This window comes from Paraburkholderia domus (assembly GCF_905220705.1).
GTDB classification, from domain to species: Bacteria; Pseudomonadota; Gammaproteobacteria; order Burkholderiales; family Burkholderiaceae; genus Paraburkholderia; species Paraburkholderia domus.
The window spans coordinates 115,095-128,654 of record NZ_CAJNAT010000010.1; the positions used below are offsets into that span (position 1 = coordinate 115,095).

A 13,560-nucleotide genomic window follows, 5' to 3' on the forward strand; every position below is an offset into this window, starting at 1 on the left:
AGTCCTCAACCAGCTTCGCAAAGTCATTACGTACAGGTACAAAACTTAACGACGACAGTCGACCACGAGACAAGGATTGGAGGTATCAATGGATGGGAATCCGTTTCTGAAGATTCAGCGCCTGGGCCGCGCGCTGATGCTGCCGATTGCAGTGCTGCCGGTTGCCGGTTTGCTGCTGCGATTGGGTCAACCCGATGTGTTCAACATCAAGATGATCGCCGACGCCGGCGGCGCGATCTTCGATAACCTGCCGTTGCTGTTCGCAATCGGTGTGGCGGTCGGCTTCGCGAAAGACAACAACGGCGTGGCTGGTCTCGCGGGTGCGATCGGTTATCTGATCGAAGTCGCGGTGATGAAGGACATCAACGACAAGCTCAACATGGGCGTGTTGTCCGGGATCGTGGCGGGTATCGTCGCGGGCTTGCTGTACAACAAGTACAAAGACATCAAGCTGCCTGACTACCTTGCATTCTTCGGAGGGAAACGCTTCGTGCCGATTGTCACAGGCGTGGTTTGTCTGGGGCTCGGCATCGCGTTCGGTTATGTGTGGCAGCCGGTGCAAGCCGTGATCGATACGGCCGGCCACTGGCTGACGACCGCAGGCGCGCTCGGCGCGTTTGTGTTCGGCGTGCTGAACCGTTTGCTGCTCGTCACGGGCCTGCATCACATCCTCAATTCGCTGACGTGGTTCGTGTTCGGCTCCTTCACGCCGCCGGGTGGCGTTGCGGTGACAGGCGACCTGCACCGTTTCTTCGCAGGTGACCCGACCGCCGGCACGTTCATGACGGGCTTCTTCCCGGTCATGATGTTCGGTCTGCCGGCCGCGTGTCTCGCAATGTTCCATGAAGCGCCGAAAGAACGCCGCGCCCTTGTTGGCGGCCTGTTGTTCTCGATGGCCCTCACGTCGTTCCTGACGGGCGTGACCGAGCCGATCGAATTCAGCTTCATGTTCCTCGCACCGGTGCTGTATGTGATCCACGCGTTGCTGACCGGTCTGTCGCTCGCGATCTGCTCGGCGCTCGGCATTCACCTCGGCTTCACGTTCTCCGCCGGCGCAATCGACTACGTGCTGAATTACGGCCTGTCGACCAAGGGCTGGTGGGCGATTCCGATCGGTCTCGTGTATTCGGTGGTGTATTACGGCCTGTTCCGCTTCTTCATCCGCAAGTTCAATATGGCGACGCCGGGCCGCGAGCCCGCCGCCGAAGAGGAACAGATCGAGTCGTTCACGGCTGGTGGTTTCGTTTCGCCGGTTGCGGGCGCCGCTGTGCCGCGCGCACAGCGTTACATTGCCGCGCTGGGTGGAGCGTCGAACCTGTCTGTGGTGGATGCCTGCACGACGCGTCTGCGTCTGTCGGTGGTCGATTCCAGCAAGGTTTCGGAAACCGAACTGAAGACGATCGGTGCGCGTGGTGTGCTCAAGCGTGGTTCGACCAACGTGCAGGTGATTATTGGACCGGAAGCGGACATCATCGCTGATGAAATTCGCACGGTGATCGCGCAAGGCGGTGGCGATGCGGTGAAGCCGGTCGCTGCTGCTGCGCCTCCTGTCGCTGCCGCTCCTGTGGCGTCCGCAAGCGGTGCTCAAGACGGTCCGCTCGGCACAGATCCACTACGTTGGCTCGCCGTGTTCGGCGGCGCGGGCAATGTGGTGTCGCTGGATGCTGTGGCGGCAACGCGTCTGCGTATCGTGGTTCGTGATCCGTCGGCCGTCGATCGTCAACGTCTTGCTACGCTCGATACGGCGTGGGTTTCGGCCGACACGTTCCATATCGTAGTTGGAGACGCAGCTCAGCGCTACGCCGCACAACTGGCGACGCGCCTGTCGCCGGGTACGAGTACAGACATCGCGCCGCAACCCGCGTAATTTCATTGAGGCTTCGGGCTGGGCTGGCTTCAGTCTTCCGTTCAGTTCAAGAGCCGCGATATTCGAAAAAGCCCCCGGGAATTCTGGGGGCTTTTTTTATGCACGACAGACGCGTTGCGGCGCGGCGTGGTGTGGTGTGACACAGCGGCGCAGCGATGCATGTTATGCGTAACGATGGACCGCCTTGAAACCGATTGGGTAAGCTAATTAATGAGATGCGAGCGCCTTGTCATGCCGGCAAGGCGTTTTCGTTCGTGCCCAGGAGTTGCTCATGTCAATGCGATCAGCAATCTGCTTGTTCTTCCTGTTCTTCTTGCCGGCTGGCGCCGTCTACGTGGGTGGCCAGTTCAATGTTCAATGCGCCTATTCGCATACGCTGCCGGACGACGCGATCATCTATCCAGGGCAACCAGGCCGGGCCATGGTGCACGATTTTTTCGGCAACACAGGCGCCGATGCATACAGCACGTACTACTCGTTGAATAACAACAAGGTGACGACGTGCGATGTCGCGGCCGATCTTTCATCTTACTGGGTACCGCAGTTGAAGCGGGCGTCAGGGATTGTTGTGCCCGGCTATCAGAAGACCTACTACAAGAACGATCAACCGGTGATTCCGCTGCAGACGATTCCCGCAGGGCTGGAAATGCTGGCGGGTGATCATCGATCGTCCACGCCGAAACCTCAGATTAACTACCTTTGCCGCGGTGGCTCCTACACACAAATCGCGCCGACTAACTGCCCAGTCGTAACGGACAGCAAGGGCACGTACGCGCAGCTCAATATATCGGTCCATTTTCCGGATTGCTGGGACGGCCGGACCCTGGTGCCGAACATGGCTAGCCACATCATGAATATGGCATACCGGCAGTCCGACGGGAAATGTCCGGCTGCTTATCCCGTCAAGATTCCAGAACTGCAACTCAACGTTGCGTACGACCTTGGGCAGGATCCTGATCTTTCGACAGCGCAGTTGTCGATGGACCCGATTCTCGTGAATGGCACGTGGATGCCGCAATGGGGAAGCCTGTACACGGCACACGGCGATTTCATCAATGCCTGGAAGGCCGACTCCCTGCAATACGCAATCGACAATTGTTCCAATCAGGATATCGCGTGCAGCAACAGCATTCCGACGTATTACTCGAAAGCTGGCGCAGATGCGTGGATGGACGGCGGCGGCGTCGTGCATGCGAGCGATGCCACGCTGACCTCGGACGGGGGAAGTGTCGTGTTGATTAAGTTTCCGACACCTACCAACCTTAAAGACTATCCATACACCAGCTCATTCTTGCAGACGTTGGCCCAGAACGTCACGGATACCGACCCGGTAATGCTGGATATCTACGCTGCCTCCACCAACTGGGACGATACCGCCAACTTGCCTGCGGCTACTGCCTGTAACACGAGCAAGCGGATCGGCGGCATCTACCTGGACAATGCGTTGCAGCCGCGAAACAGCGACATCACTGGCTACGTCGCATCACAAGTGTCTGCGGGTGCGCCGCAAATCGGCGTTTGTATTCGCAATGCGACTGGCCGTACCGTTCAGATTTCTTCGCGTGACGGTACTCGAACACCGGGGCTGTTCATGAAGTGATGTCGGATGCTCGGGAGCAGGCAAGCGCAGCATTCCGTTGCGCTTCGCGCAAATAAAAAACGGCACCTTGAATCAAGGTGCCGCCTTTACGTTTACCGGCCGCGCCTAACGGCATGTGGCCGGTAACGGATGCGTCAACGCGTCTTTTGCTTGCCTGCTTCCAAAGGCCGGCGCGATTCCAGCCACATCACGTTGATGATGCCGAACGCCAACGCCACGCCAATGCCGAGAAGCCAACTGAAATACCACATCGCAAACTCCTGTAAATCGTATTGCTGATCAATACATTGAATGGTGATTTTCTTCGAGCGCCGCGGCGGTCACCTTGCCTCGCATCACGCGATACACCCAGCTCGTGTAGATCAGAACGATCGGCAGGAAGATGATCACGGCGATCAGCATGATCTGCAGCGTCAGGCGGCTTGAGGTGGAGTCCCACACGGTGAGGCTGCTGCGGCCGTCGAGCGAGGAGGGCATGATGAACGGGAACATCGAAAAACCCGCCGTGAGGATCACGCCGGTGATCATCAGCGAGGTCGACAGGAAGGCGCTCTTTTCAAAGCGCGAGCGCGCCAGCAACAAGGCGAGTACGCCACCGACCAGGCCAGCCACCGGTGCGATCACCATCCACGGATAGTTTGCGTAGTTGGTGAGCCACAGGCCGGGTGCGCCGATCACGTTCTTCAGCAATGGATTGGCAACCGTATCGAGCGGCGCGGCGTCGACGATCTGATAGCCGCCGATCATCGTAGCGATCAATGCACCGGCAAGCAGGAACAGCACCACGGTGGCGAGCGAAGCGATCCGCAGCGCCAACGAAGCACGCTCGGCGACGATGTCGTCTGCTTTCATCTTCACGAAGGCTGCGCCGTGCGCGGCCAGCATCGACACGCTAACGAGCCCGCACAACACGGCGAACGGGTTGAGCAGCGCGAAGAAGCTGCCGTGATACGTGACGCGCAGATCGGTGTCGAACGAGAACGGCACACCTTGCAGCAGGTTGCCGAACGCCACGCCGAACACCAGCGCGGGTACGAAGCCGCCGACAAACAACGCCCAATCCCATGCGCTGCGCCAGCGCGGGTCTTCACGCTTGCTGCGATAGTCGAAGCCGACCGGCCGGAAGAACAGCGAGAACAGCACCAGCAACATCGCGAAGTAGAAGCCGGAGAACGACGCGGCGTACACCAGCGGCCAGGCCGCGAACATCGCGCCGCCCGCTGTGATGAGCCACACCTGATTGCCCTCCCAAGTCGCGCCGACCGTGTTCACGACGATGCGCCGCTCGGCGTCGGTCCTGGCGATGAACGGCAACAGAATCGCCGCGCCCATGTCGAAGCCGTCGGTGAGCGCGAAGCCGATCAGCAGTACGCCGATCAACACCCACCAGATCAGTTTGAGGGTTGCGTAATCCATGATGATCTTTCCCTTGGAACAGAGTGGCGGCGAATCATGCGGCCGTGTTGGTCGGCAGCGGCTGATTCAGCGGCTGTTGTTGTTCGTGGTGATAGCGTCCGGTGTGCAACGACGAAGGCCCAAGTCGTGCGTATTTGAACATCAGCATGATTTCGATGATGAACAGCACGGTGTAGAACACGACGAAGCCGGCAATGCTCAGGTAGAGATCACTCGGTGTCAGGCTCGAGGCCGACAATGCGGTCGGCAGAATGCCGGCGATGGTCCACGGTTGACGGCCGACTTCAGCGACTATCCAGCCGAATTCAGCAGCAAGCCACGGCAACGGAATTGCCCACACAGCCCAGCGCAGGAACCAGCGGCGCTTTTCCAGCAACAAGGAGCGCTGCGCGCAGAACCAGAACGCCAGCACGAAGGTCGCAAGGAACAGGATGCCGAGGCCGACCATCAAGCGGAACGAGAAGAACACCGGCGCGACCGGCGGAATCGTCTTCTTGGCGGCCTGCACGATCTGATCTGGTGTGGCGTCGGTGACGTTCGGAGTGAACTGCTTGAGCATCAAGCCGTAGCCGAGGTCCTCCTTGTGAGCGTCGAAAGCGGCCTTGACTTCGTCAGTGGCGTCGCCCTGTTTAAGCCTTTGCAGCGCGGCATAGGCGAGCATGCCGTTCTTGATGCGCACTTCGTTCTGCGCCATCAGTTCCTTCAGACCGACCACCGGTTCGTCGATCGAGCGCGTGGCGATGAGGCCGAGCGCATACGGAATGCGGATCGCATAATCGGTGCGTTCTTCCTTCTGGTTCGGAATGCCGATGATCGTGAAGGGTGCGGGTGCGGGCGCCGTTTCCCATTCGGATTCGATAGCGGCCAGCTTGACTTGCTGAACTTCGCCGGTGCGATAGCCAGATTCGTCGCCGAGCACGATCACACACAACGTCGACGCCAGACCGAAGCCGGCGGCAATCGCGAACGAGCGCAAGGCGAATTCGGTGTCGCGGCGTTTCAACAGATACCATGACGACACACCGAGCACGAACATCGAAGCGGTCACGTAACCGGCCGATACGGTGTGCACGAACTTCACCTGAGCGACCGGATTGAACAGCACCGAGAAGATGCTGTCGAGTTCCATGCGCATGGTCTGATAGTTGAAGGTGGCGCCGACCGGATTGTTCATCCAACCGTTGGCCACCAGAATCCACAGTGCCGACAGATTCGAGCCGAGCGCGACGAGGAACGTGACGCTAACGTGCTGCACTTTCGAGAGCCGCTTCCAGCCGAAGAAGAACAGGCCAACGAAGGTCGACTCGAGGAAGAACGCCATCAAACCTTCAACGGCCAGCGGCACGCCGAAAATGTCGCCGACATAGTGCGAGTAGTACGACCAGTTGGTGCCGAACTGAAATTCCAGCGTGAGACCGGTGGTGACGCCCATCGCGAAGTTAATGCCGAACAGCTTGCCCCAGAACTGGGTCATGTCCTTATAGATCTGCTTGCCGGTCATCACATAGACGGACTCCATGATGACTAGCAACCAGGACAGACCGAGCGTGAGCGGCACGAACAGAAAGTGATAAAGCGCCGTGATGGCGAACTGGAGGCGCGATAGTTCTACGACTTCGCTAACGGGCATGTTGATCACCTTGGGACGGATGCGAGGCAGGCACGGACAGCAGCGCCTGCGCGACTTGTTCAGGCGGCAGCGACATATGCTCCGCCTGCGGATGATTGAAGAACGCGTACTTGAGCGCCATCAGCAGTACGAATTTGATGGCAAGGACGATGGCGATATCCCGCGCCAGCGTCGGACCGCGGACCCAGGCGGCGAACCGTTTGCGCAGGCTCGAGCGAGGGCTTTTATTGCGATTCAGGGCTATGGTCATGATCGGTCGAAGGCGACTGCACGCCGGTGAGTCCGGCTAAATCCAGGCCGCCCGAGCGGTCCGGCGAGTGCATCCCGATTCTAGGAGCAACGACCTTGCGCGCGTGAGTTCACCACTGCGGCATTGGGTCGCGAACGTCGCTCCGTGCGGACAGTATTGCTAGGACGTTTGTGATACGTCAAGAAACACGTGTTCGGCAGACATGTTCTTGAGTGAGCACGCGCGTTTGCGATTGAGCGTGCGCATCGGCGAGAGGGCATAAAAAAAGCCCTGCCTTCTTGTGAGGGCAGGGCTTTGCAGCTGAACAGCGCGTGCCGGACGAGCCGGTACGGCTAAAGAGTTTAAGTGGCTCTTTTGAAAACGGAGTGGGTAACGGCCTTCAGCGGGCATGCGAGTTGAAGGCGGAGAAGTCGAGTTTGCCTGCGATGAGAAACAGGACCGTTCGCATGGTTTCGAAGCGAGCGTATCCGCGTGCCTTGCGCTTGGCGGCCTGAAACAGTCCATTGATGGCTTCGATGAAGCCGTTCGTCTGGCGGGTCTGGGTCCAGGCGACGATGCCGTCGAAGTGTCGGCGAATCAATCGCACGACGTCCTTCATCGGTTCGACCTTCGAACGCATAACGTTGGTGCACCACTGCTGCAGCATGTCGGAGACGACATTGATTTGCTTGCGCTCGAGAATCTCGCGCAGTTGCTCGCGATATAGCCATGCGCGGGCGGTGCGCTTCGTGGTGTACTGACTGACGAGCGCCTCGAGGTCGGTCAATTGCGTCAGGTTGAGTTTGTTCGAGTCTTTGAGCAGCGTCCAGCGCATGCCTTTGAGTTCCGGGTCGACCTTCTGTTGCTGTCGACGCACGGTATCGAGCGCCTTGGACGCGTGAGCGACGACGTGAAACTTGTCGAAGGTCAGCCGCGCATCGGGGAGATGCTCATTTACGCCCTTGATGAAGGCCGGTGACATGTCAATGCTGACCGAGTCGACTTGCTCGGGCTTGCCACCGTGTTGGCCAAGATAGGCCGCGAAGCGTTCAATTGTGCTGGCATCCTTGCCGGTCGTCACGAACACGACGCGCCGCGCCTGCATGTCGGCCACCAGTGTTAGATACTCATGACCGCGCCGGTACGAGGTTTCGTCAATCGCCACCGTCGTCACCTCCGACAGGTCCGCCGACGCGAGCGCCAGTTCCACATAGCGCGAGCAGATGGCGTGAACCCGGTGCCACGACAGGTTGACGATGCGCGCCACGGCAGCAAACGGCATCTGCTGAGCGAGCATCAGCACGAGCGCCTCGAACAGCAACGTGAAGCCGCTGAGTTGGCCGACCCAATCAGGTTCCACCAACCGTACCGAGCCGTCCGGCAAGCGCACACGCGGCACACGCACTTCCAGATAGCACTCGTGCTGAAAGAAATTCAAATGGCGCAGACGCTTGATTTGCGTGTCGTGCACGGGGTGCTCGCCGGCTACGTCAGCATAGGCAAACCGGCTGCCCGCGACGAAGTCAACGGCAATCGTGAGCTGGCGTTTGCCGGTATCAAAGTCGACGCTTTGTACGTACCACGGGGCCCTGATTCCCAGGGCGGCTTCAAACAGTTGGTTCGTCATTGTTCGTTTCGTCTTGCAGGGCTGGTTGCAGCATTCTGCCGCAACCAGCCATGACTCAGCTTATCGAAACCGTGCGCCTCAAGGGTTCGCTGCGCCGGGCTTACGCCCGCCCTTGACCCGCCAAACCACCCACTGAGAATTCAAAAGAGGCGTTTAAGTGTTACGCATACTCGGCCAGCGCGCCACGCATTTTCTTCATTGCGCTCGCTTCGATCTGGCGAATACGTTCCGCCGACACGCCGAATTCGTCGGCCAATTCGTGCAGCGTCGAGCCGCCCGAACCGTCGTCTTCCACCTTCAGCCAGCGTGCCTCGATGATGCGGCGGCTGCGGGCGTCCAGCGCATCCAGTGCGCTCGCAATGCCGTCGCTTTGCAGCTTGTCGCGCTGACGCGAAGCTAGCACGGCAGTCGGCTCGCTATGGGAGTCGGCGAGGTAGGCGATCGGCGCGTAGGACTCTTCGCCGTCTTCGACCTGGCCCTCCAGCGCGATGTCGCCGCCGGACAAGCGCGTTTCCATCTCCGCCACTTCTTCGCGCTTCACGTTCAGCTCCTGGGCGAGACCTTCGATCTCGTCCGGCGTGAATGCGCCCAAGCCCTGCTTGTGGCTGCGCAGGTTGAAGAACAGCTTGCGCTGCGCTTTGGTGGTGGCGACCTTCACCATCCGCCAATTACGCAGAATGTATTCGTGGATCTCAGCCTTGATCCAGTGCATGGCGTACGACACGAGGCGCACGTTCTGCTCGGGGTCGAAGCGCTTCACGGCCTTCATCAGGCCGATATTGCCTTCCTGGATCAGGTCGGCGTGCGGCAGTCCATAACCAAGGTAATTGCGCGCAATCGACACGACTAGCCGCAGGTGCGACAGGACGAGGCGGCGTGCGGATCCGAGGTTGTCCTGTTCGCGAAATTCGGTGGCGAACTGGCGCTCTTCCGTCGGCGTCAGCATCGGAATCCGGTTTACGGCCTGGATGTAGGCGTCGATATTGCCCAATTGACCGGGCAACAGCGAGGAATGCGAGAGCGCCAGTGCACCTGCCGAAGCGGCCTTAGCCGACGACGGGCTCAAAGTACTCGGAAGGGTCATTGCATGGCTCACGTAGGAAACTCCTTTGGAATCAGACAAAAGCGTATTCAGTTAACGACTCCAGCGTTGGATGTTAGCACTCTGATTTGCCGAGTGCTAATACTTAGAGGCAGTAGGGGCATCCAAGTTCCGCAAATTCCTATTGAAATTTGCGTTCTAATAGTCATGGTATACCCTCTTAAGCGTTCATGTTGAGACCGTGGAATTTACCTAACGAAGCATTTCCATTCTTATAAGTGACGGATATTTTCTAAAATTGAAGTGACAAATTGCGCGAATTTGGTTTTCTTCATACGATCGGCCCGACGTAAATTATCTTTAGAATAAACGGGTCAGTGTCCCCTGACCAACGTTCGGCTAGCCCGGTGTCCCATGAAGAACAAAAAAAACGTTTGGCGTGGTCTGGCTCTAAAAGGCGCTTCGGCGGCTGTTCTGTTAGCCGCCTCGGGACTAGCCTCGGCCGACCAGTTCGGTGTGCAGGTCGCGGCCGGCGTGGCGAATCACGATCTGAAAAAACTCGATCTTGGCCTGGTCTGGGATCCGGATCTGACGTGGTGGCAAATCGGCGATTGGCATTTCTCGCTGATCGGCGAAGCACACGTGGCCTGGTGGCATACCAGCGAAGGGAACGTGCACGAGAACATCGGCGAAATCGGTGTGACGCCGATCATCCGCTTCATCAAAGCCTCAGGGGCGATTCGTCCTTTTATTGAGGCGGGCGCGGGTATCCGGCTGCTGTCGAGTCCCACAATCTCGTCAGACTACACAGTTTCCACAGCGTTCCAATTCGCCTCCATGGCGGGCATCGGCGTGCAGTTCGGCAATCGTCAGCAGTATCTGGCGGGCTACCGCTTCCAGCATATTTCCAACGGCGGTATCAAAGAGCCCAATCCTGGTATAAATTTCAGCCAGCTATATTTGCAATATAACTTCTGACGACCGTGGCCACGTTCGGCTCACCGGTGCGAGGGGCTGAGCAATGGCGGCAAAGATAATCGAAGCGATTCGCGGGCTCGAGCGAGAGCGCTTTCGTGCGATGGTCGACGGCGACGGGCAGTCGCTCGATGCGCTGCTTGCGGATAACGTGAGCTATGTCCATACGAACGGCAAGCGCGAAACGAAGCGGCAGTTCATCGACGGCATTACCGCGGGGCGCCGCCGCTATCGGCAGATCGAAGTGCAGTCGCAAGAAGTGCTGCCGGTGGGGCGTGAGACTTGCGTTGTTACCGGGCGCGCGCTGATCGAAATGGAAGCAAACAACGGAGCGTTGCTGTTCCCGATCGCGTACACGGCAATTCACACGCAGGAAGACGGGCAATGGCGCCTGATCGCCTGGCAGGCGACGCGTTGTGCGATCGAGTGAGCCTTTTGAGCTCACGTCGTCTCGTTAGTCACACTCGGTGAGCGCCTTCTGAGCGCTCGAATGGCACGAGCAGGCGGGGTTCACCGCCCACCCCGCTTCAAGTCGCTCAAGCAGCTACGCGCTGCAGATCCTCATCGCTTCGCACCGGCCGCCTCGCCGTATCACCCGCATACGGATGCCGCGGATGCACTGGAATCTGGTTGCAGCGCTCGACCACGCGCCGTACTGCGTCGATATCGGAGAAATCGAGGCCCGGCTCGATGCCCTGCGCGCAAAGGTTCATCGCGACCGTCACGAGGTCCACATTGCCGGTGCGCTCGCCGTTGCCGAACAGACATCCTTCGACGCGGTCCGCGCCGGCCAGCAGCGCCAGTTCGGTTGCGGCCACTGCGGTGCCGCGATCGTTATGCGGATGCACCGACAGCACGATGCTGTCGCGATAGCCGAGATTGCGGTCCATCCATTCGATCTGGTCGGCGAACACATTGGGCGTCGCGGCCTCGACGCTCGCGGGCAGGTTGACGATCATCTTGTGATCGCGCGTGGGTCGCCACGTCTGCGCAACGGCGTCGCATACTTCGCGCGCGTACGGGAGCTCGGTCGCGTTGAAGGTTTCGGGCGAATACTGGAACGTCCAGTGCGTATCGGGCCGCGCTTGCGCGTGTTCCTTGATGATGCGTGTACCTTCCACGGCCAGCGCCTTGATTTCGTCCTTCGACTGGTTGAAGACGATCTTGCGAAACGACGGGCAGATCGCGTTGTAAAGATGCACGATGGCGCGCGGTGCGCCTTCCAGTGACTCGAACGTGCGCGCAATCAGTTCCGGGCGCGACGGCACGAACACTTCGATCGTCACGTCGTCGGGAATGCGCTTTTCTTCGATCAGCTTCCGGACGAAATCGAAGTCGGTTTGCGAGGCCGACGGGAAACCGACTTCGATTTCCTTGAAGCCGATCGCCACCAGCATCTCGAAGAATTCGAGCTTTTGCGCGGCACTCATTGGCTCGATCAGCGCCTGATTGCCGTCACGCAGATCGGTGCTCATCCAGATCGGTGCCTGGTTGATCGTAAGGCTTGGCCATTTGCGCCCGGTGAGGCGCACAGCGGGGAATGGACGGTATTTCTCAGCGGGATTGCGCAACATGATGAACCTCGTTCGTTGTGTCGTATGCGAAAGGGTGTGGCCTCGAGCGGCGGGCGGGCTGCCACGGATGCACGGCCTGCCAGCCGGTGGCTAGCGGCAACAACGAGCGGGCGCGAACAAACAACGTCGTGGTGACGGCGAAAACGAACGTGGATGATGCCCATGCGACGTGCATTTGACCCTCGCGCTTCGTCCGAACGGTAAACGGACGAGTGCAAACGACTACAGGTTGTGAAGAACTACGGTCGGGGGTGAAACGGGAGCTGCGGAACTGCTTTGAGGACCGCGCTTTGGGCAACTAATCGGAGTGATTCAGGCTGCCAACGCGCGGCGCCACGTCTGACTTACGCTAGACGTAGCGATAGGGGCCGCGCTAGGCGGCCGGAGGTAATTCGGAGGGGGTTCGGAAAGGAACGCATAGGTCTAATGTATGACGGCTCGCGGCGGCGTGTCAACCCGCGTCCCTCATATTCGGCGCGTGAGTGCGCCGCCGCACGTGCTGCGTCGCACTCACGCCGCGCACATCACACGGCGGTTTTCGCGACATCGACGATCAACTCCACTTGCCGTTCGATCGCGCTCGGCACGGGCGCTTCGCCGCGCAACACGGCGCCGATCCACGCGGCCGTGGTGGGGGCGTCGCGCGCTTCGGGCAAGTCGACTTCAGGCGCGTCGGGCGATGAGCGCTCGTGCGGCACGCGCGTTTCGCAGATGCCGTCGTGCAGCCAGTCCACTTGCACCTGGCGCCGCGTGTCGGCCACCGCTTCGCCTTCAGTGCCGCGCGCGAGCAAGGCGCCGCCCTCTGCGGCGTCCAGGTGCGTTTTGAACAGCTGCGTGAGACTGTCACGATACGGCGGATGCGTGTAGTTCACGAGCCGCAGCCCCGCGGGCGCGAAGGGTTGTAGGATTTTCACGAGCGTATGGGTCGAATTGCGCACGCCCATGCGCCGCCGCAGCGAGAGAAGGCGCGCGAGCTTCGGCGCGAGGACCTCGATCGGCGCGAACGCGAGCCGACGTTCGGCGAGACCGTCTTCGATATCGGCGTGCGATTGCGCGTGCGGGATCTGCAGATGCGCGAAGATTTCAGCGCTCGTTACGCGGCCCGGATCTTCGGTGACGCCGTGCACCAGCACCGGCACACCCTCGCGTGCCAGCAATAGCGCGAGCAGTGGCACCAGGTTGGGCTGTTTGCGCGCACCGTTGTACGTGGGTATCGACACGGGCCGGAATGCTGCATGAGGCAAATGAATCGGTTCGAACGACGCGTGCGCGCCGGCCAGCATAGCGGCGAGTTCGTCGGCGGTTTCGCCCTTCACACGATACGCGAGCAGCACCGCACCGAGTTCGAGATCGGACACGTGGCCGTCGAGCATTGCGGTGTAGAGCACGCGCGTATCTTCGGCGGTCAGCGCGCGGGCGCCGTTCGGGCCGCGGCCGATTTCCTTGATATAGCGGGCGCAGGGGAACGGATTGGCGGTGTCGGCGGAGTCGGTCATCGGGCGCAGTTGGGGGCGGGCTTGCCTGGTGCTTTGGGCAGTCGGCAATGGTATTCAAAGGATGCTTTTCGGTGTCAGTATCGCATCTAAAGCGATCCGGCGAG

11 protein-coding genes and 1 pseudogene are annotated in these 13,560 nt (G+C 59.9%); 4 read left to right on the plus strand and 8 right to left on the minus strand.

Going from position 1 to position 13,560, the window contains the following annotated elements:
* The first annotated feature begins 88 nt into the window (after window positions 1–88).
* Together nagE and KHO31_RS19185 are read left to right on the plus strand one after the other, a co-directional pair.
* The gene (nagE, locus tag KHO31_RS19180) at window positions 89–1,867 is read left to right on the plus strand and encodes an N-acetylglucosamine-specific PTS transporter subunit IIBC (RefSeq protein ID WP_201072286.1); all 1,779 of its coding nucleotides are present in this window, start codon (window positions 89–91) and stop codon (window positions 1,865–1,867) included.
* Between the two features lie 271 nt (window positions 1,868–2,138).
* Window positions 2,139–3,467 carry a DUF1996 domain-containing protein gene (locus tag KHO31_RS19185; protein ID WP_211623937.1) on the plus strand — a complete coding sequence of 443 codons (1,329 nt, stop codon included), beginning with the start codon at window positions 2,139–2,141 and terminating at the stop codon, window positions 3,465–3,467.
* A gap of 134 nt (window positions 3,468–3,601) precedes the next feature.
* Here KHO31_RS19185 and cydX read toward each other — a convergent pair whose 3' ends face one another.
* From cydX to rpoH, 6 genes are all read right to left on the minus strand, one after another.
* Complete coding sequence (gene cydX, locus KHO31_RS19190) at window positions 3,602–3,718, minus strand: cytochrome bd-I oxidase subunit CydX (protein WP_063494668.1); 117 nt, start codon at window positions 3,716–3,718, stop codon at window positions 3,602–3,604.
* A gap of 28 nt (window positions 3,719–3,746) precedes the next feature.
* On the minus strand, window positions 3,747–4,883 hold the full coding sequence (cydB, locus tag KHO31_RS19195) for a cytochrome d ubiquinol oxidase subunit II (protein WP_201072290.1): 1,137 nt from the start codon (window positions 4,881–4,883) through the stop codon (window positions 3,747–3,749).
* A 34-nt stretch (window positions 4,884–4,917) separates the two neighbouring features.
* The gene (locus KHO31_RS19200) at window positions 4,918–6,513 is read right to left on the minus strand and encodes a cytochrome ubiquinol oxidase subunit I (protein WP_201072292.1); all 1,596 of its coding nucleotides are present in this window, start codon (window positions 6,511–6,513) and stop codon (window positions 4,918–4,920) included.
* Window positions 6,503–6,763, minus strand: a complete 261-nt coding sequence (gene cydP, locus KHO31_RS19205) for a cytochrome oxidase putative small subunit CydP (RefSeq protein WP_201072294.1) — start codon at window positions 6,761–6,763, stop codon at window positions 6,503–6,505. The genes KHO31_RS19200 and cydP overlap by 11 nt, the downstream gene beginning before the upstream one ends.
* Before the next feature lie 379 nt (window positions 6,764–7,142).
* Window positions 7,143–8,369, minus strand: coding sequence for an ISL3 family transposase (locus KHO31_RS19210; RefSeq protein ID WP_201142421.1), 1,227 nt, complete (start codon window positions 8,367–8,369; stop codon window positions 7,143–7,145).
* Between the two features lie 160 nt (window positions 8,370–8,529).
* Complete coding sequence (gene rpoH / locus KHO31_RS19215) at window positions 8,530–9,465, minus strand: RNA polymerase sigma factor RpoH (RefSeq protein WP_201072296.1); 936 nt, start codon at window positions 9,463–9,465, stop codon at window positions 8,530–8,532.
* A 360-nt stretch (window positions 9,466–9,825) separates the two neighbouring features.
* Between rpoH and KHO31_RS19220 the strand changes: the two genes are divergently transcribed.
* Both KHO31_RS19220 and KHO31_RS19225 read left to right on the plus strand, forming a co-directional pair.
* Window positions 9,826–10,389 carry an acyloxyacyl hydrolase gene (locus KHO31_RS19220; RefSeq protein WP_201072299.1) on the plus strand — a complete coding sequence of 188 codons (564 nt, stop codon included), beginning with the start codon at window positions 9,826–9,828 and terminating at the stop codon, window positions 10,387–10,389.
* 43 nt (window positions 10,390–10,432) lie between these two features.
* A complete protein-coding gene (locus tag KHO31_RS19225) occupies window positions 10,433–10,816 on the plus strand; it encodes a nuclear transport factor 2 family protein (protein WP_097391220.1) in 384 nt (127 codons plus the stop codon).
* Window positions 10,817–10,976: 160 nt separating this feature from the next.
* On the opposite strand, the pseudogene KHO31_RS19230 reads toward KHO31_RS19225, so the two are convergent.
* A pseudogene (locus KHO31_RS19230) lies at window positions 10,977–11,960 on the minus strand (2-isopropylmalate synthase); the annotation flags it as partial.
* 524 nt (window positions 11,961–12,484) lie between these two features.
* Entirely contained in the window at window positions 12,485–13,456 is a 972-nt protein-coding gene (gene ybiB / locus KHO31_RS19235; RefSeq protein ID WP_201072303.1) for a DNA-binding protein YbiB, read from the minus strand.
* Window positions 13,457–13,560 lie beyond the last annotated feature (104 nt).

Coding starts and splice junctions, on each gene's coding strand:
- nagE (WP_201072286.1), top strand. CDS start 89: ATGGATGGGAATCCGTTTCTGAAGATTCAGCGCCTGGGCCGCGCGCTG.
- KHO31_RS19185 (WP_211623937.1), top strand. CDS start 2,139: ATGTCAATGCGATCAGCAATCTGCTTGTTCTTCCTGTTCTTCTTGCCG.
- cydX (WP_063494668.1), bottom strand. CDS start 3,718: ATGTGGTATTTCAGTTGGCTTCTCGGCATTGGCGTGGCGTTGGCGTTC.
- cydB (WP_201072290.1), bottom strand. CDS start 4,883: ATGGATTACGCAACCCTCAAACTGATCTGGTGGGTGTTGATCGGCGTA.
- KHO31_RS19200 (WP_201072292.1), bottom strand. CDS start 6,513: ATGCCCGTTAGCGAAGTCGTAGAACTATCGCGCCTCCAGTTCGCCATC.
- cydP (WP_201072294.1), bottom strand. CDS start 6,763: ATGACCATAGCCCTGAATCGCAATAAAAGCCCTCGCTCGAGCCTGCGC.
- KHO31_RS19210 (WP_201142421.1), bottom strand. CDS start 8,369: ATGACGAACCAACTGTTTGAAGCCGCCCTGGGAATCAGGGCCCCGTGG.
- KHO31_RS19220 (WP_201072299.1), top strand. CDS start 9,826: ATGAAGAACAAAAAAAACGTTTGGCGTGGTCTGGCTCTAAAAGGCGCT.
- KHO31_RS19225 (WP_097391220.1), top strand. CDS start 10,433: ATGGCGGCAAAGATAATCGAAGCGATTCGCGGGCTCGAGCGAGAGCGC.
- ybiB (WP_201072303.1), bottom strand. CDS start 13,456: ATGACCGACTCCGCCGACACCGCCAATCCGTTCCCCTGCGCCCGCTAT.